7 protein-coding genes and 1 pseudogene are annotated in these 19,380 nt (G+C 63.5%); 6 read left to right on the plus strand and 2 right to left on the minus strand.

All coding sequences use genetic code 11. The features are described from left to right. Window positions 1–76: 76 nt before the first annotated feature. Window positions 77–6,574 carry a DUF4011 domain-containing protein gene (locus GQQ92_RS10805; RefSeq protein ID WP_156999268.1) on the minus strand — a complete coding sequence of 2,166 codons (6,498 nt, stop codon included), beginning with the start codon at window positions 6,572–6,574 and terminating at the stop codon, window positions 77–79. A 317-nt stretch (window positions 6,575–6,891) separates the two neighbouring features. Continuing rightward, window positions 6,892–7,071, minus strand: a pseudogene (locus GQQ92_RS16990) (nuclease-related domain-containing protein); the annotation flags it as partial. A 476-nt stretch (window positions 7,072–7,547) separates the two neighbouring features. On the opposite strand from GQQ92_RS16990, the gene GQQ92_RS10815 reads away from it, so the two are divergent. From GQQ92_RS10815 to pglZ, 6 genes are all read left to right on the plus strand, one after another. Further along, complete coding sequence (locus tag GQQ92_RS10815; protein ID WP_156999269.1) at window positions 7,548–8,324, plus strand: CBS domain-containing protein; 777 nt, start codon at window positions 7,548–7,550, stop codon at window positions 8,322–8,324. A gap of 296 nt (window positions 8,325–8,620) precedes the next feature. Further along, complete coding sequence (locus GQQ92_RS10820) at window positions 8,621–9,229, plus strand: DUF1819 family protein (RefSeq protein ID WP_156999270.1); 609 nt, start codon at window positions 8,621–8,623, stop codon at window positions 9,227–9,229. Continuing rightward, window positions 9,226–9,834, plus strand: a complete 609-nt coding sequence (locus GQQ92_RS10825) for a DUF1788 domain-containing protein (protein WP_156999271.1) — start codon at window positions 9,226–9,228, stop codon at window positions 9,832–9,834. Before GQQ92_RS10820 ends, GQQ92_RS10825 begins: the two co-directional genes overlap by 4 nt. A 2-nt stretch (window positions 9,835–9,836) precedes the next feature. Then, window positions 9,837–13,358, plus strand: a complete 3,522-nt coding sequence (gene brxC / locus GQQ92_RS10830) for a BREX system P-loop protein BrxC (protein WP_156999272.1) — start codon at window positions 9,837–9,839, stop codon at window positions 13,356–13,358. 12 nt (window positions 13,359–13,370) lie between these two features. Continuing rightward, window positions 13,371–16,883 (plus strand): BREX-1 system adenine-specific DNA-methyltransferase PglX, encoded by a 3,513-nt coding sequence (pglX, locus tag GQQ92_RS10835; RefSeq protein WP_156999273.1) that lies wholly within the window; start codon window positions 13,371–13,373, stop codon window positions 16,881–16,883. After that, on the plus strand, window positions 16,880–19,378 hold the full coding sequence (gene pglZ / locus GQQ92_RS10840; protein WP_156999274.1) for a BREX-1 system phosphatase PglZ type A: 2,499 nt from the start codon (window positions 16,880–16,882) through the stop codon (window positions 19,376–19,378). Before pglX ends, pglZ begins: the two co-directional genes overlap by 4 nt. Window positions 19,379–19,380: the final 2 nt, after the last annotated feature.

Raw genomic sequence — 19,380 nt, forward strand, 5'->3', positions numbered from 1 at the left:
AGTATAGCGCGGCGCTATACCTCCCTGGTGTGTCTCGCGCCCGCGGAGAACTCCGCTTCAATTCCCGCCAGCCTGATCACCGCAGACCGTCGAGAAGGACTCCACTCGCCGCACGGACGAGGCGGCCCGATTCGAGTGCGAATGCAAGGCCCTCATCGAGGCGAGCATCGATCGCCGTCGTCATCCGTTTGCCGCCGAACATGCTGAGTGCTTCGCGCTTGGCTTCGTCGGCGTACATCCCGCCAGTTGCTGCCGAGGCGATTCGCATCGCATTGGCGATTTCGACGAGCGGCACCTCGTCGATCGCGCGGCTCGACCCGGGCGCTGGGATTCGTGCTTTCAGCCATCCGCTGACATTCAGGCCGGCCGGCCAGTAGAACGTCGACTCCCCGTCACGACGGCGGAACTCGTCGGGCACGACCCTACGGATCGCGGTGACCCGGTCGCGCGCGACGCGGCTCAGGCCGAATGCCGCAGCCACCAGCTTCACCAACCGCGAGGCAGGCATCGGCCCTTCGGTGGCAATCGCATCCCGGATCGCGGACTCGACCTTGGCGTGCGCCGATCGGTGCGGAAGCGCGTCCAGGTCGGCGACGGAGCCGAGGCGGCCGGGCTGCCACTCGACGAATCCTTCGATGTCCGGATGGCCGCTCGGCCGGCTCGTCAACGGTACGGTCGTGCCCGTGGCGGAGCCGATTCGGATCGCGCGCGGGTCTATCAGGTTGGGCTGGGGTGCTTTCGACGGGGTCGGTTCAGCCGGCAGGACGCTCACTTCCGCCTCGACGTCGCCGCCGAGCATGGCACCTCGATCCGCGTTGGTGGTCGCAGCCTGAGAGGGAAGCTCAGCCGTTGCCTCTCGGGTTCCGTGCGACTTCGTCTCGGCTACGGCGGCAGCGATACGAGCCTGCGTCTCTTCGCGGTGGTGCAGCCATTCCGGCAACCAGACGCGTTCCACACCGGGCCACCGCATGAGCCCCTTGAGCACGTCGACCGGCAGACCGTCGCGGTCGGCGACCGTCTGTCGAGCGCGCCAAATCGGGCCGTCGAGGAGGACGGCGACGAGCGGCACATCGGGCTCCTCTGCGGCGGCGATGCTGAGGTCGACGCGGAAGTCCGAGAGTCCGACATCCGTCTTCACTGCGAAGCCGGCGAGACGTAGCTCGTCTGCGATCTCGTCTCGGTGCCGATCGATGTACGCCTGTCGACGACCGTCGTCGCTGACCGCCTCGACACCGTGCGATGCCATCTCGAGGTAGGCCTTGAGGTGCTTGATCCCGATCGATCCGGTCTGCTCCGCACGCAAGGTCTCCGGGTCGAAGCTCGCGTAGAGCACGACCTGGCGGCGGGCGCGGGTGACGGCCACGTTGAGGCGCCGTTCGCCGCCGGCGCGCGAAAGCGGTCCGAAATTGAGGGGCAGGATGCCGTTCGAGTTGACGCTGAAGGCGACCGAGAAGAGGATGCAGTCGCGCTCGTCGCCCTGCACGTTCTCCAGGTTCTTGACGAACAAGCCATCGGGCTCGTCGAGCGCTTGCCGGATCCGGTCGTCGTCACTGTCGCGCAGCAGATTCTCGACGAGATCGCGTTGCGGCGCGTTGAACGTGATCACGCCGAGGGAAGGCGTGACTTCTGGCGAGGCCCAGAAGCGTCGCCTCACATCGTCGACGATGGCCTCGGCCTCGACCCGATTGGTGCGCAGCGTCTTGCCCTTGCCGGTGCGTTCGAAGTGTCCGTCGACCCGCACGAGCGAGATGCCGTGGCCGTCGACGGTGTCGCGCGCACCGGACCCGATCGGCGCCGGGAACGACGACAACCGGTTCTCGTAGTAGTGATGATTGCTGAACGCGATGAGTGATTCGTCTTGGCTGCGGTAGTGCCAGGAGAGCCATTTGCTCGGCACCTGCGCTTGCACGCACTCCGTGAGGATCGATTCCTCGTCGACGACCGTCTCGGGCGTCTGGGCCGTCTCGTCGTCGAGATTCGTGCCGGTATCGGCGAAGCTGGTCGGGGGCATCTGCCTGCTGTCTCCAACGACCACGACCGAGGCGCCGCGACCCATTGCGCCGACGGCGTCGGCGACACGGATCTGGGATGCCTCGTCGAACACGACGATGTCGAACAGGTCGGAGCGGGCAGGGATGAATCGTGCGACCGATTCGGGGCTCATCAGCGTGCACGGCATCACCTGAGTGATGATGTCGCCGTACTGCTCGAGCATTGACCGGACGCTCAAACCTCCGCGTTGCCGGTCGAGCTGCCTCCTCAGCCCGCCGATCTGCCCGCTGGTCGACGTGGTTGCGAACGTCCGGCCCGCTAGCAACTCCGCGGGAATCGCGCGGGGCAGCTCAGCGCGGACTGCGTGGGTCGAGGCCGTGAACCGTTGAATCGTCTTGTTGTGGGCGGTGATGTCGAACGCATTCAGTGCGGTCGCGTCTTCGCGCTCGGCGATCGACGCGAGCGCGACGCCCTTGTCGAAGGCGAGCGCGGCGTCTTCTGCCGGTACGTCGCCGGCGAGGATGGCGTTGCGCGCTGAGTCCAGGCCGAGGCGACGCAGGGGTTCGATATGCCGAACGAGTTCGAGCCATCGAACGAGCGTGACCGGCTCGCTCGTGGTGAGGTTTCGCGCTGCGCGGGTGGAGCACCAGCGCGAGAGGAAGTCGACGTCGCCGGCCCACGTGACGGCGTCATGCGGTGTGACGGCGGCGGTCGTGAGCAGTTCGCGCCAGGTGGCGGCGAGGCCGGCGAGCTCGGCTTCGCCGGATCCAGCCGAGGTGGATGCGAAGTATTGCCGCAGTTGCGCAACATGGGCATTCGACGGCCCGTCGAGGGTGCGTGCGGCGAACCGAACCCAGCCGAGACGCAGGGTCAACGCGTCGACATCCGCCTGTAGCAGGACGTTCCACGTCCTTTCGATGAGCGGCACGGGCACTTTCGTGATCATCCCGCGGAGCTCGACGAGCTGCGCGTTCGTGGCCACGATCCGGCCGGTGAGATCGGACAGCGTCTTCAGCTTGATGGAGGAGGGGTCGCCGACGAGTTGGTCGGCGAACTGGGCGAGCACGGCACGCCGTCGCTTCGTGCGTCCGAAGAAGCCAGACGCGTCGGCGGCGAGCGCCGCTGCGTGGATCGCGTCGACGTCGCGCTCGAGCACGGTGGGCTTCACCTCGGCAAGCCAGGTCGGACGCGCGAATCCCGTGGCGCGGCGTTCGAGTTCGTCGAGGTACTCCTGCCACGCCGGAGACTGCAGCGCGTCGAGCGTGTCCACCGGATGCCGCGGGGCCCGGGCGAGCTGCGCCCAACCGTCGATGAGGTCGGGAGAGCCGGCGCGTCCGAGGTCTGCAAGTCCGAATCCTGCCCCCAGCGCGGCGTCGATTGCGGTGTCGAGGTTGCGGGCTGCCGTGTGAACGGCGCGCGCATCGACACGGCCAGGTGGGCGTTCATCGACGAATCCCCACGGGTGCAACGCGGAGGGCCGAGCCAGGTCTGCGGTCTCGGGGAGACGGCGGAGCACGTCGCGAACCTCGGCGAACGCGGTCTCTTCAGCCGACGCGACGAGGCCGGTCGAGACCTCGAGGGCTTCGATCTCCGGGTCCGCCGCAAGTTGGCTCGTTCGAGCCGAGTACAGCGACATCCCTGCCGCGTTCGATTCATGCAGGCGCGTCGCATAGCGAGCCAGCGATCTCCGACTCGCCTCGGCGGCTTCGGCATTCGCATGGAGAGCCGCGGCATCCGCGCGGACGACGAGGTCGAGCGCGCGCTTGACCTGCGCCCGAACCGCGGCGGGACGGGCGGATTTGTCGTGGAGGTCGAGCGAGAAATCGCCGAGGCCGACCGATTCGAGACGCTTCTTCACGACGTCGAGTGCTGCGCGCTTCTCGGCGACGAACAGCACTCGCCGGCCGGCGGCCAACGATCGCGCGAGAAGGTTGGTGATGGTCTGCGACTTTCCCGTGCCGGGCGGGCCTTCGAGAACGAACGTGCGTCCGCCGACAGCATCCGCGACGGCCTCGAGCTGCGATGCGTCCGCGGGCACCGGCACGACAGCGCCGAGTTCGTCGAGATCGACCGGCGGGGCGGAAGTGGTCGGGTCTTGGAACGCGTCGAGGGGCGTGTGGATGAGGTGGGACACCAGCGCGTTCTGCGCGAGGGTCTCCCAATGCTCGTCGAGGTCCTTCCAGAGGCGGAACTTCGCGAATTGCAGGACCGCCAGGTCGACGGATTCCTCGACTCGGAAGGGAAGACCGGCCGCGGAGATCGCTTCTCTGGCAGCGCGGAACGCCGCGCCGAGGTCGATGCCGGATTCATCCTCGATGGGGTTCTGCAGTCCCGGAATGTCCAGTCCGAAACTGACCCGGAGCTTCTCGAGTAGGCAGTAGTTGGGCGTCGACGCGCCGGCTTCATCCAGCGTGAGGCGGTATACCTCTCCGCGGCTCGCCGTCGTGAGATTGACCGGCACCAACACGAGTGGCGAGCGCAGATCGCGGTCGTTGACTCGCCAGTGCAGCATGCCGAACGCGAGGTAGAGGTTGTTGGCTCCGGTCTCTTCGGCGATCGTCTTTGCCTTGTATGCCAGGTATCGGAGTTTCGAGGTGTAGGAGGCGCTCGTGATGTCGACGAACGCGCTTCGCTTCTCCGCGAGCAGGAGCTCTCTCGTCTGCTCGGGCAGGTCACGACCGAAGCGGATGCCGCGAACCTCGTCGACCGACTGCACTCGGTCTGAAGCGAGCAATGTGATGGAGGTGCCGGCGTTCACCGCATCCTCGAGTCGTGAGACCGCCGGCGGCGGGATTTCGAGGCGGTAGCCGGAGCGGTCGGTGTAGTTGATCAGCTTGTTCCGGAGGCTGAGGTCGAGCAGGGCGTTCTTCCACTGCTGCACCCGCGGCGGCACGGCCGTGAGTTCGGGAGCCGTGCCGCCGACGGGCTGTGCTCCGTAATACGGGGCGACGAGAGGGGCGGACCGCGGCTCGTACACCGTCACGATCGTTTCGCCGGCGGCACCACGCGATCGGCTCGGCAACGGGTAGATGCCCGAGAGTCGCGCCTGGCGTACGTCGGTGACCCCCTGCACCCGATCGATGCCGCCGGCGAGGTGGCTGGTGCGCGGTGCTCGATTGGCGTCGCCGAAACTCCGGGAGTCTTCGCCGCCCGTGAGCATGGTCGTTTCGACGAGCGCGATATGGCCCAGATCGACGAGGTTGATGACGTCCATCGCGTCGGTGGAGGCGACGGCCCCGAGCGAGTTGTCAGTGCGCCAGTAGCCGAGGAAGATGTGGCCGTCGAGCAGCCACAGCGTCGTGTTGATGCCGGCCTGTTCGAGCACGGCGGCGAGCGTCACCGTCGTGTCGAGACACGTGCCGAGCCGCCCGTCGAGCACTTCTGCAGGAGTGCGCACCTTCTGACCGATGGAATCCCAGCTCGCCGGCGGCTCGGCGTACCGGATATCTCGCGCGCGCATGGCGTCGTAGACCGCGGTGACGATCGAATCGACGCGCTCGGGGTTCTCGGACTGGTACCCGTCGAGCGCTGAGTGGCCCGTTGCGCTCTTCAGTCGATCGGATGCCTCGACCAGCAGGGGCGCGATGGCCGCCGCGTTGGGCTGCACATGGGCGGCCAGTAGTTCGAGCCCGAGATGCAGCGGCGCGGCGATCCACTGGTTCGAGGCGAGGATCTGCACATCGACCGACGACTCGGCGATCAGCTCGCCCGCGGCATCGCGAAGCGTCGCCCTGATGAGGCCGGGTCGCTGTTCGTCGACGTCGAGCATGCGGGCGGGCTCGAGCACGAGGTCGACGCTGCGCAAGGTCGTCGTCTGCCCTTCGCCAAGATCGACGAGGACGACCTTGGGTCCGCCGAGCGACCCCTCTGCGCTCACCACATCGATCTCGAGCGACGCGCCTCGTCGCTCACCGCCGCGGTTCTCGATCGCGATCTCGTCGATGACCGGGATCCGGCAGTGCGCCATCGCGTAGCTCAGGTGGGTCACGGACTTGATGCGGATGCCCGCGGATGCAGCCGCAAGCGCAACCGGTTTCGGCAGTGTCGCCGCAGCCGCGCGGGTCACGATGCGATCGGTGGTCTCCTCGTCGATGGCATCGTTCACAGGGATGCTCGTCGATGGCGCCGTTTCGCCGACGGTGTGTGCAGGGAGCAGATCGGCTTTGAGCGAGGCGATCTTCGCCTCCTGCTCGGTGGCTCCGATCATCGCGAGGAGCAGCCCCGCCGAGTCCATTGCTCGGAACGCGGTCTGCGCGGTGAAATGACCGTTATGCGCCCAGAGGTTTCTGACCTCGCGGAGTTCGCTCGCATAGTTCTGCCCTTGACGAGGAAGGTCGCGGTCGAACGGGTAACCGAGATCGCCCAGCCGCTCGGTGATGGCCCGCAGAAGCAGCGACAGATCGCGTTTGGAGTAGACGCCGCCACGTCGACCTGCGAGCTTGTCTTTGCGTTCGATGACCGTCGTCCACTCCAGACCCGGCGGGAGCTTCGTCGCGAACACCCGCTCGACGAACGGCGAAAGTCCGTCGATGAGCAGCGCGAGCGCATCGCCGACTTCGGAGTGGTAGTCGACCTCGTCCATGGGGCCTCCGGGTGTTGCGGGTTCAGGCAGGTTCGACTGCGGCAGGCAGTGATGACGAGTCTAGGTAGTGCCGCAGACGAGCTGACGGTGAGGAGGGGCATCACCCCCGTACTGGGGACATGCGGTGGCGCAAGGGGATCGATCTTGGATGGTGCGAGCACGACCGGGCGCTTGGTGAGCCGATTCACGAGCTGCGACTCGGTGAGCACGCACACGGTCGCCGGCTGCTCGCGGATCGTCAGACGCCGAGCCGCGACGATGACGATTATCGGGGTGACGGCCACCGGAGTTCCGGTCGCGGCCGAGAGGCGCTGCGCCGCCCGCTTCGCCTTGAACTCGGCGTTGCGCAGGTGGTCGGCGCGCTGCCCGTTCACGAGCAGGCGCTTGGCGCCGACCCGGACCTCCTTGCCCTCGTGGTGCTTGATGTTGATCGTGAAGACGCCAGACGGCCCGACCACTACATGATCGATGTCGCTCGTGCCCGTTCCGACAGGCACGGCGTGCAGTACACGCTACGACGGACCGAGCCGTTCCAGCTGCCGGGCGACCTCGAGCTCGCCGATCGCCCGAGGTACCACGACCGCGACTCGCTCGACAGCGGCGACCGACCGAACGCGCTGGCGAGTGTTGAACGCGGCGGCCCGAGCGCCTGTTCGCGTAGGCATTCCGCGATGACGGATGCTGCGGCCGGGCGACCGGACAATGAGACCGCAGCGGCGGGGGAGGGTTCGGTCACGGTGTCTCGACTCTCGGGATGCGCGGTCGACGCCGACCGGGTGACCTCGACGCTACGAATGAGCGGCGGGACGCGGAATCCCCAGTTGGAGTGTGCTCGGGCTGAATCGGCACACTGCGCGAATGGAGTGCCTCGAACGGGGGTCGCGGACCTTATGAAAAGCCGCGAGGCTGAGTGAGTCGGCAGTCGTCGCCGAGGATTAAGCGCAGTTCTCGTGCCAGAGAAGTAGGAACCCGAATGACTGATGCCGAGCAAACTTCGCAGTGGACAGAGGACGACACGCCGGTTGCTTCGAACGGTTCGCTCGAAGTCGCTGTCATTCCATCTGCGCAGTGCGAGCTTGTGTCTGTCAAACGAACGACTCCACTACCTGAAGTGCAAGCGTTGATGATTAGGTACGACTACTCGCAACTTCCGGTAATGAGCTCCGCTGGCAACGAACTTCGCGGGGCTATCAGCTGGGAGAGCATTGCGCGCGCCTCGGTAGCTGGATCACCCTCAAAAGCGAATGACTGCATGCGCGTTGCGCGACGTGTAGACCTGCATTCTGATCTCTTTAGTGCGATCCCGGCCATTATCGATGATGGGTACGTGTTCGTCTTCAGCAATCGCGGGAAGCTCTCTGGCATCGTCACAACCACAGACCTCGCGTTGCAGTTTAATTTGCTCGCACGCCCGTTCCTGCAGATAGGTGAGTGCGAGCGGCAGTTACGTCAGTTGCTCGACAAAACGTTTGCTTCGACGGAGCTTGTCGACGCGAGCCGATACGGCAAGAAGAACGGTGATACTGGCGCGGCTGCGATGACGCTTGGAGAGATCAAGATTTTCCTGAGCAAGCCGGACAACTGGAAGAAGCTAGGTGTCACGCTCCCGCGGGAAGTCGTCGTCGATTGGGTCGGCGAAGTCGGCGATTTGAGGAATCGCATCGCCCATTTCAAGAGCGACGCGGACGACATACACGACGAGTTGCTGCAGGTGCGAACGCTCACCGAGTGGGTACGGACCCTCCTGTAGCGAGCTGTCACAAAAGACCTCCACGCGTGTTCGTTGTTTGGCCCCCAAAGGCGGGTCACGGTTTCGCCCGCCTAGTCCCACTTGCCTCTGGGACACTGTTGGTACGCCCTAGGCCTCTGAACCCGGGTGCTCCATGTAAAGGAACCGATGAAGCCCAATCCTGCGTTGATGAGCGTTGGCCAGCGCAGGCGCAACAAACTTCGTCGTTTGAAGTGGCGGTGCACCCGAACTCGAAACAGCTGGACTGCGCGCAGGACTATGCTGATTCACTGCCCTTTTTCGAGAGGAGGCCCGCGATGCCACGCGAGCGCTATGCGCTGTCGTTCACCAGCGGCGGACTCCTGGTCCGTGAGGCGGATGTGATCGTTTCGGAGTACCTACGGATGCGCGACTGGGCCGCGGTACGCCAGGTAGTCGTCGAGCGGAACCTCCTGCAGGCACGCACCAACTCATCCAGCGTTCGCGTAACGAGGGAGACGATTCAGCGCCTCGGCGCGCTCGACGACGCGGAGCTCGAGATCCTCGCTGACGCGAGCTTCACCGAGCGCTGCCACCTGATGTGGGCCGCCGCTTGTCGCCGCTACGACCTCATCGGCGACTTCGCCGAGGAAGTGCTCCGCGAACGATTCCTCCTGATGACGCCGACAGTGGACGCCAAGGACTTCGACCGATTCATGGCCGGTAAGAGCCTGTGGCATCCCGAGCTCGACGAGCTCAAGCCCTCCACGCGAGAAAAGTTGCGCCAGACCATCTTCCGGATGCTCCATGAAGCCGGCCTCCGCACTGAAGCGGGCGCGATCATCCCCGCTCTCATCTCCGAACGAGTCCAAGGGGTGCTAGCCGCGCGCGAGCCGAGCGACATCCGGTTTTTCCCGACCACGCTGACCATGGAGGCGACGCGATGAGCACAGCCCAGCGAAGCCTCGTGAGCGACGAGAAGCACGTGTACAACGTGCTCCGCAGCGAGCGGTTCCTGCGGATGGAAGGCCTCTCCAAAGAGGTGCCGTTCTTCATCTACCACTTCCCGCCCGCCTGGGCGGTCGAGGTCGAAGGCCTCCGCGATCGCGTCACCACGAAGCTCCGCACTGATGACGGGTTGAGCGTTGTGGATGTCAATCTCTATGACCTCGCGATCCAGCTCCTTCAGGAACGCGGTGTCTGGGATCGTGTCCTGGCTCTGGAGCCCGAGATGGACAAGGCAGAGTTCCGCGAGACGCTGCAGGGGATGCTGGACCCGCACGATCACCTCGCCCCCGCGATCCGCGCTCGACTCAACGCCGAGCCGAGCGACATCGTTTTCCTCACCGGCCTTGGTGAGGTGTTTCCCTTCATCCGCACCCACACGGTGCTGGAGAACTTACAGAGCGTCGTGACGGGGCGTCCAATGCTGGCGTGGTTCCCGGGAACGTACGAGTTCACTCAGGCACACGGCCACCAGTTGCGCGCACTCAACCTCACCGCGAGCGACAGCTATTACCGGGCCAAGGACATTCTGGAACAGGAAGCGTGAGCATGGCAGTCAACGAGAGTGTCGCGATCAACGAGATCTTCGCCAAGCCGATCGGCCGCGCCATCGAAGGCGTCATCAAGGCGGATGACACCTCGCACCTCGCGACCGAGGTCGAAGAGTACGTCCTCACCAACGAGGCTGCGAAGGGTCTCGAGCATGTGCTGGAGGCTTACACGAACTACACGAACGCCAACGGTGTCTGGATCTCGGGCTTCTTCGGCTCCGGTAAGTCGCACCTGCTGAAGATGCTCGCGCACCTGCTCGGCGATATTGATGGGCACAACTACCCGCGCTCCCAGGTCTCGGCGCAGTTCCAGGCCAAGGCTGACGACGCGTTCCTCCCGGCGCTGATCGACAAGGCTGACCGCATCGCGGCGAAGAGCCTGCTGTTCAACATCGATCAGAAGGCCACGCTGATCTCGAAGGATCAGAACGACGCGCTACTCAAGGTGTTCGTGAAGATCTTCGACGAGTCCCGCGGGTACTACGGCAACCAGGGACACATCGCCCGCTTCGAGAGCGACCTCGACGAGCGCGGCCAGTACGACGCGTTCAAGATGGCGTTCGAGCGGATCGCTGGAATCTCGTGGACGCAGGGTCGCGAACAAGCTGCCCTCGAGGCCGGGCACATCGATCAGGCCTTCGCCGAGGTCAACGGCGCCGAGAGCCCCGGAATCATCCGCCAGTACAGCACCAACTACTCGGTCTCCATCGAAGACTTCGCCGACGAGGTCGCCGCGTGGCTCGGCCAGCAGCCCGACGGATACCGGCTCAATTTCTTCGTCGACGAGGTCGGCCAGTTCATCGGCAGCAACACCCAGCTCATGCTGAATCTGCAGACCATCGCAGAATCCCTCGCCACCAAGTGCAAGGGACGTGCGTGGATCTTCGTCACCTCGCAGGAAGACATGGAGAAGGTCGGCGGCGACAGAACCAAGACGCAGGCGAACGACTTCTCGCGCGTCCAGGCCCGGTTCAAGAACCGCCTCAAGCTCACCAGCCAGGATGTCGAGGAGGTCATTCGAAAGCGTCTGCTTGACAAGACGGATACCGCGAAGATCGACGTCGCGGCGATCTATTCGGCTGAGCACGCGAACTTCAAGACCCTGTTCGACTTCGTCGAGGGCCGGCACTACCCGAACTACCGGGACCAGCAGCACTTTGTCGGCACGTACCCGTTCGTGAGCTACCAGTTTCCGCTGTTCCAATCAGCGATCGAGGGCATCAGCGATCACAACATCTTCGAAGGCCGCAACAGCTCCGTCGGCGAGCGGTCCATGCTCGGTGTCGTGCAGGAGGTCGCCCGCTCCCTCACTGACAAGCCCCTTGGTCAGCTCGCTTCGTTCGACCAGATGTTTGAAGGTATCCGAGCGTCCCTGAAGTCCGCGAACCAGCGCGCGATCAACGACGCCGAGCGCAGCCCGAGCCTGCCTCCGCTCGCGGTGCGCTTGCTCAAGGCATTGTTCCTGGTGAAGTACGTCGACACGTTCAAGGCGACGCCACGGAACCTGACAGTGCTGGTCTATGACCGCTTCGGTACTGACCTCGCCCAGCTCGGCAAGGACGTCAATGAGGCTCTCGCCGCGCTGGAAGCGCAGACCTACATTCAGCGCAACGGCGACATCTACAGTTACCTGACTAACGAAGAGCAGAAGATCGAGCAGGAGATCAAGAACGTCGACATCGACAGTTCCGACGTCACCAAGAAGCTCTCCGACTTGCTCACCGGATCGATCATCAAGACCACCAAGATCGTCTACGGCAAGAACGGTCAGAACTTTCCGATCGGTTTCAAGCTCGATGGACAGGCGATGAGCAAGCAGCATGAGCTGTCGCTGCACTTCACCAGTCCGGAGCAGGGATTCAGTGTGGAGCAGATCAAGGCCCACAGCGCCGGCCTCGACGAGCTTCGCGTCGTGCTCCCCCCGGAGACCGATCGGATCCTCGCCGATCTGCGGCTGCTCCTGAAGACCGAGAAGTATGTCAAGCGCGCACAGGGCGCAAGTCGCACCTCGATCGAGCAGACGATTCTGCAGACCAAGGGCACGCAGAACGCGGAGCGCGAGAAGGAGATCGTCGAGCGCCTCCGCACTGCGGTCGGAAAATCCACCCTCATCTACAACGCCGGCTTGCTCGACGTCAGCTCGGCCGACCCGGTGACCCGCATCAATGACGGCTTCCAGAAGGTCATCGCCGCGACGTACTCGAACCTCACCCTGCTCGGGGGAAAGATCCTCACCGAGCAGCAGCTTTCGAGCTTCGTGAACCCGCCCGATGGTGGCCTGTTCGATGACACCGCCAGCATTCTCGCGGTGCCCGGCGACGACATGCTCGCCCATCTCGAGATGAGCAGAAAGCGTCACATCCAGGTGACGATGAAACAACTCCTCGAGAAGTACGCGACCAAGCCCTACGGCTGGGATCAGTGGTCGATCGCCGCGGTGGTGGGCTATCTCTCCGGCGATTCGAAGGTCGAACTTCAGCTCAACCAGAAGATTCTGGCGCGGACTGAGATCACGTCTGCGCTGCGTAACACGCAGAACTACCCACACATGGTCGTCGCGCTCGAGCGGGACTTCGACCCCAAGGTGGTGAGCACGTTCCGGAAGTTCGTGATCGAGTTCACCGACGACGGGGCGGTCTCGAAGGATGCCCGCGAACTTGCCCGCGCAGGCAAGGAGCACCTCGACGCGAAGCTGGCCGAGCTGAAGGCGCTGCGCACCGGCGCCGGATACCCATTCATCGAACAGCTCGACGCCCCCATCCGGATGCTCGACGATCTCTGTGCGCATAAGCCCGAGTGGTTCGTCACCGACTTCACTGGCGCAGACGACCTCCTCGACGCCAAAGACAACGTCATCGACCCGATAAAGGCGTTCCTGAACGGGGCGCAGCGTGGGATCTACGACAACGCAACGATGTTCATGCAGTCGAACCGTTCAAATCTCCCGTACCTGCCAGGAGGTGCCGCGGACTCGGTCGAGACAGCTCTCGAGGACGCACAGATCTTCCGAGGCGGCAAGACGGCCCAACTGGGCGCCGCGATCACATCTCTGGAAGCGCTATTGAGCGAAGCGATCGCGACGCAGCGCGCGTCCGCAACAGCAGACATCAATGAACGCTGGCAGCAGGTTCCCGGAAGCAAGGCTTACGAAGACGCCAGCGAAGCGGCACGGCAGTCGGTGACTCGCGCGGCAAACGCTGTTCTCGACCGGGTGCAACGCGAAACGCAGATCCCCTCGATCAAGAACCTGGCCTCGCAGTTCGCGGAGACAACGTATCCGCGGATTCTTGACGAACTGCATAGCGCACGAGTCACGCCGCCTCCGGATCCCGACCACGACCCCGACATCGATACGCCGGCAGACCCGGTCCCGACGAAGCAGACCGTGTCGATCGGCTCATTGCAACTCCCCGGCGCAGGTCAAGTGTTGGAAACCGCGGCTGACGTCTCCGGCTATCTCGATCAGCTCCGCACGACACTGGTCGCGGCTATCAACGACAACAAGCGCATCACGCTGTAGGACGAGAACAGTATGGACACCAAGCCCCTCGAACGTTTCGCGACGCAAGCGCGCCGCGACCTTCTCTCGTCTGTCGATGCCCGCGCGACGGCGGTACTCACTGCCGGATCCGTCGCCCGCGCTGAACGCCCCGAGGTCGTGCGGAAGCTCGAAGCCGAGATCACCGCTCGTGGCCGCGCGCACGTGATTGACAAGGTCGCCTACACGTGGTTCAACCGAATCATCGCGCTGCGATTCATGGACGCCCGAGGCTACACGGATGCGGGCATCGTTTCGCCCGCCCAGGGCCAAGCACACGGCCAACCGGAGATCCTGGCCGAGGCCAAGCGCGGAAGCCTCGACACAGACGTCGTGATCAACAAGATCACCGCCCAGACCATCCTGGGCCTCCTCGACGGCAGCCGTCGAAGCACCGATGCTGAGGGTGAGGCGTACTCACTGCTCCTCACCGAGTACTGCCGGTTCTGGCACAAATCGATGCCGTTCATGTTCGAACGCGAAGGCGACTACACCGAGCTCCTCGTTCCCGCCGGACTTCTCGCCGATGGCGCCATCCTCTCTAAGGCGCGCGAAGTGCTCACGGAAGAAGTCTGTGACGACGTCGAGGTCATTGGCTGGCTCTACCAGTTCTACATCTCGGAGCGGAAAGACGAGGTGTTCGCCGGCTTCAAGAAGAACAAGAAGGCCGGCGCGGACGAGATTCCCGCCGCCACCCAGCTCTTCACCCCGCACTGGATCGTCCGATACCTCGTCGAGAATTCACTGGGGCGGCTGTGGATGCTCAACAGGCCAGAGTCACGACTCGTTGACCAAATGGAGTACTTCATCGCGCCGATCGAGGATGATGCGGACTTTCTGCGTGTCGGTAGCCCTGAAGAGTTGACCCTGCTGGATCCAGCCTGCGGCTCGGGGCATATGCTCACCTACGCCTTTGATCTGCTCTACGCAATCTATGAGGAGGCAGGCTACGCGCCTTCAGAAATCCCAAGCCTGATCCTCACCCACAATCTTCACGGGACCGAGATTGACCCTCGCGCGGGATCGCTTGCCGCTTTCGCTCTCACCATGAAGGCCAGGGCAAAGGTGCGGACGTTCTTGAACAGGAAAGTCCAGCCGAAGGTCTGCGTAATCGAGCAGATCTCGTTCGAATCGGATGAGCTTGACCGAATACTGCCTGCGGGCAAGCGCCATGTAGACGACGATCGTTTCTGGAATCAGTTCGAGATGGCGGACACACTCGGCTCGCTTGTCAAGCCAGACGCGCGGGCGCTCGCTCGTCTCGGCAACTTGCTGGAGTCTCTCGATGCGGATGGAGACCTACTCACAGGTAGCGCGATCGACAAGGTCGCGCGAGTCATCTCCCAAGCTCGCTACCTCCAACCCGGGTACGCCGTCGTCGTGGCCAACCCTCCTTACATGGGAGTAAAGAACGCGTCAGCGCAACTCGCGGACTACCTCAAGGAGACCTACACACACTTCAAGTCAGACCTGTTCTCAGCTTTCGTAAAACAGTGCTCCGACCTTGGCACCGAGGGCGGACTTGTGGGCATCATGTCCCCAAACGTCTGGATGTACATTTCCGCGCACGCGCATCTGCGGACGCTCCTCCTAGATCGCCACGGCATTCAGTCGTTGATCGAGCTGCCCCTCGGCGGGTTCGATGGGGCGACGGTTCAGATCTGCGCGTATACCTTCGTCGTCCGCCCCAGCGACGGGCGATCCGCAACTTTTATACGACTTGTCGACGGTGCCCGCGAGCGCCCCCTGGCTTCGGCGCTTGTTGAAGCCATCGCTAACCCAACGTCTTCGAACCGATTCCAGGTTGAGCGGAGTTCATTCCGCGGGCTCCCCGGAGAGCCACTAATTTACTGGCTCGCTGAGAAGATCGCCCCCGCCTTCGCCGCCGGTGTAAGCCTCTCGTCGGTTTCGTACACAAGAATTGGGCTCATCACCGGCGACAATAACTCGTACCTTCGTGAGTGGTTTGAAGTCTCCCACGCCGGCATCGGAGTCGGCCTCACTCGCTCTCAGGCACAGGAATCAGGGCTCCGCTGGTTCCCAGTGACAAAGGGTGGCGAGTATCGCAAGTGGTACGGAAATGTCAGCGTTGTCGTGGATTGGCAGCACGACGGCCGGACTTTGCAGACGCGGATGGACCCCACGGGCTCACGAGTGCTCGCTCACAACTTCAACCTCGAGGACATCTTCAAGCCTGGCGTGACCTGGTCCAAGATCTCTTCCGGAAGGTTCTCCGGGCGCTACCAACCGCTGGGGTTCATCTTCAATGATCCGTCTGCCGCGATCTTCCCATCCGGGAATCAAGTATCTACAGAAGTCCTGCTTGCCTATCTGTCGTCGAGCGTTGCTGACTTCCTCCTTCGCGCGCTGAATCCGACACTCAATTTTCAGCCGGGAAATGTCTCGAGCCTCCCTTGGTCGGCCGCGGTACCCCTCGCGTACGTGGAGGAACTCGCAGTTTCCGCGCGGGCGTTGGCAAGAGCGGACTGGGACGAGCAAGAGGTTTCCAGAGACTTCACCCAAAGCCGCCTGGTTCCGACCACGCGACCAGCGCGACTGGCCAACGTCGTCGAAAGCGCGCTCCTCGCATTCGAAGAGCGTGCTGCGCAACTGGCTGAAATCGAGAAACAGAACAACGAAGCGTTCGCTTCGGCTCTAGGGCTGAGCCAGGCCGTGGGTGTGGCGGTACCGCTTGAGAACGTCACGCTCACGAGCAACCCCGCATGGGCCTTCGCGGACATCGCAGACTCGAGCGCCAGGCGAGCGTCTGCGTTCAGCAGGGCGGTTCAGGAACTGGTCTCATACGCTGTCGGCTGCATGTTCGGGCGCTACAGTCTTGATCAAGCTGGCTTAATCCTCGCCGACCAGGGCGCGACGCTCGAGAACTACCTCGCGAAGGTTCCATCGCCGACGATGCGCCCCGATGCCGACAACGTGATCCCCTTTGTTGACGACGGCTGGTTTGAGGACGACATAGTGGAGCGATTCCGTCAGTTCCTGCGGGCCGCGTTCGGCGCCGAGCATTTCGAGGAGAACCTGCTCGTCGTCGAGGAAGCGCTCGGGGTGCGGACGTTGCGTGACTACTTCATTACCAAGTCCGGCAAGTCGAAGTTCTACGACGACCACGTGCAGCGGTACAAGAAGCGGCCGATCTACTGGATGTTCTCCAGCCCCAAGGGATCGTTCAACGCGCTGATCTATGTGCACCGCTACAACCCGTCGACAGTATCGACCGTTCTTAACGAGTACCTACGCGAGTATCGAGCCAAGCTCGAGGTCGCACTCGCGAACGCAGACCAAGCGGGTTCCGCGGGTTCGATCAAGGACCAGAAGGAAGCTGACCGGCTGCGCAAGGTGCTTGCGGAGCTGGGCGACTACGAGCACGACGTCCTTTACCCACTAGCGACCCAGCAGATCGCGATCGACCTCGACGATGGGGTGAAGGCGAATTACCCCAAGTTCTACCCGGCGGTCCGTAAGATCGTCGGACTGGAGTCGGCGGAGTGAGCGCCCCGACGTCGGTATCCGCCCATCTCGATGCGCGCTTCAAAGACCATCGTGTGGTGGTGTGGCAGGACCCAGCACGTACATACGAGGCTGAGGTCGATGCCCAGGTGCCCGCGGGCGTGACGGTGCTTCGCGTCGAGAATGATGAGTTCGCGATCAAGCATCGGGTGCTTCGCAGTGAACCGGACGCGAGCTTCCTCATCTATCGCGGCGGCTTGCCAGCGCAGGGCACCAGCAATTGGCTGCTAGATCTGGAACTCGCGTTTGGTGTCTTCACCGCTGATCGGGGCGCGCTACTTCGCGCAGACCTGGGACTTACGGCTCCTGGCGCCGATGAACTGATCGCCGCTCACGAAGGCCTCTTCAGCAATGCGAAGTTGACCACGAAACTCAGGGCCTTGCTCAGCCCCGGCGATGACCTCTCCCGCATTCAAGCGAAGATGTGCGCGGCCGTGGTCGGTCAGAAGGAGCACAGCTTCTCAGAGCTGACGCGAACTCTCCTCATTCAGCAGGCCGCCGGCGACTCCGCCGGATACGATGCACTCGCCAAACAGGGCCTCACTGACTTCTACTGGGCCGGTGCTTCAAGGATCTACGGGTACGAGTCGGACGCCCCTTCGGTGGCCGGCTTCGTGCTGTGGATGTTCAAGCAAGCGCGCGACGGATTCGCCACCACGGTGTCAAACAAGGCCCGCAACCTCGAGATCGACTTCCGCAGCTTCCGCAACGACCGGCAGAGTGTGAAGGCACTGAAGACGCTGGCGCGTCAGGCACAGGTCGACCTGGACTACGTCGATCACGCCACCGACGCTCCGCTCGCCGAGCTCGTCACCACCGATATCTTCGACGCGGGCGAGCGGGCGATCATCCGCCGCTTGATCGAGGGAATCGCGACACAGACTCTGGCGCCGCGTGACATCGCCGAGACGATCCGTGCTCGCCGCCGTGACAGCGTGTGGTTCGACGACTATGCAACTCTCTACGCGGCGCTTGGCGCAGCATCCGAACTCCTCCCAGCAATCCGCTCGGCGCGCGTCGATCTATCGGGGTTTGATGAAGGATTCACCCGTTACCGCGACGATCTGTTCCGAATCGACCAGTTGTACCGGCAGTACACGCTCGCGTCGAAGACCGCGGAGTTCACACAACCGCTAGAAGCGCTGACTGAGCAGATCGAGAACGCCTATGTCACCGACTTCCTTGCGAAGCTCGGGATCTCGTGGCAGCAGCAGCTCGACCAGGTTGCGAAGTGGCGGACGCTCGCGATCACCTCGCAGAGTTCCTTCTACGAGCACCACGTCGCGCCCCTCATGCGGGGCGGGCGCAAGAAGGCCGTCGTGATCATCTCAGACGCGCTGCGGTACGAGGTCGCCGAGGAGCTCGCGTCGAGGATCCGTGGCGAGAACAAGTACGAGGCCCGGATCGAGGCGATGCTCGGTAATCTGCCGAGCTACACGCAACTTGGGATGGCCTCGTTGCTTCCGCACAAGACGCTCGCACACTCCGCTGACGGCGACCCGGTGCTCGTCGACGGGCAGGCCTCAAACGGAACCGCGAATCGCTCCAAGATCCTCGCCGCGGTCGGCGGGACTGCGATCCAGGCCACGGACTTCGTGAAGATGAAGCCGGCTGAGCGCCGTGACCTCTACGCGTCGCATCAGGTGCTGTACGTGTATCACGACACGATCGACGCGACAGGCGACAAGGCCGTGTCGGAACACCGGACATTCAAGGCAGCCGCGGACGCGATCGACGAGGTCATCGACATCGTGAAGAAGCTGACGAGCGCGAACGCGACGAACATCTTCGTCACGGCCGATCACGGCTTCCTGTACCAGGAGTCGAAGCTCGCACCGCAGTTCAACCTCACCGTGAAGCCGCAAGGCGACCAGATTGTGGTCGAAAACCGCCGGTACGTCCTCGGTCGTGGGTTGAAGGAGGACGCCGCGTTCCGGCTGTTCCTGCCCGAAGAGATCGGACTGTCGAGCGATCTTGAGGTGCAGATTCCAAACTCGATCTGCCGGATCGTGAAGCCAGGTGCGGGATTCCAATTCGTCCACGGCGGAGCGTCACTGCAGGAGATCGTGGTGCCGGTCATCTCGATCAATAAGGGTCGCTCCAACACCGTGGAGTCGGTCAACGTCGACATCCATCCCGAGTCCGACAAGATCACCACCGGTCAAGTCGTGGTCAAGCTCTATCAACAATCCGAGGTCACCGATCAGCGCGTGGCACGCAGGCTCCGCGCCGGCCTCTACTTCGGCGCCCAACTGATCTCCAACGAGCCCGAGATGCTCTTCGACGCCGAGAGCACGGAGGGGCGCGATAGATTCCAGAGTGTGCGTCTGCTCCTGAGCAAGGACGCCGATGCGGCCAACAACCAGAGCGTGGAGTTCAGGCTTTCGGAGCCGATCGGCGAGACCGGCGAGTGGAAGAAGTACAAGAGCGTGCCGTACACGCTCAAGCGCTCCTTCTCCACGGACTTCGACTTCTAAGG

The sequence above is a fragment of the Agromyces terreus genome (assembly GCF_009749465.1).
GTDB classification, from domain to species: domain Bacteria; phylum Actinomycetota; class Actinomycetes; order Actinomycetales; family Microbacteriaceae; genus Agromyces; species Agromyces terreus.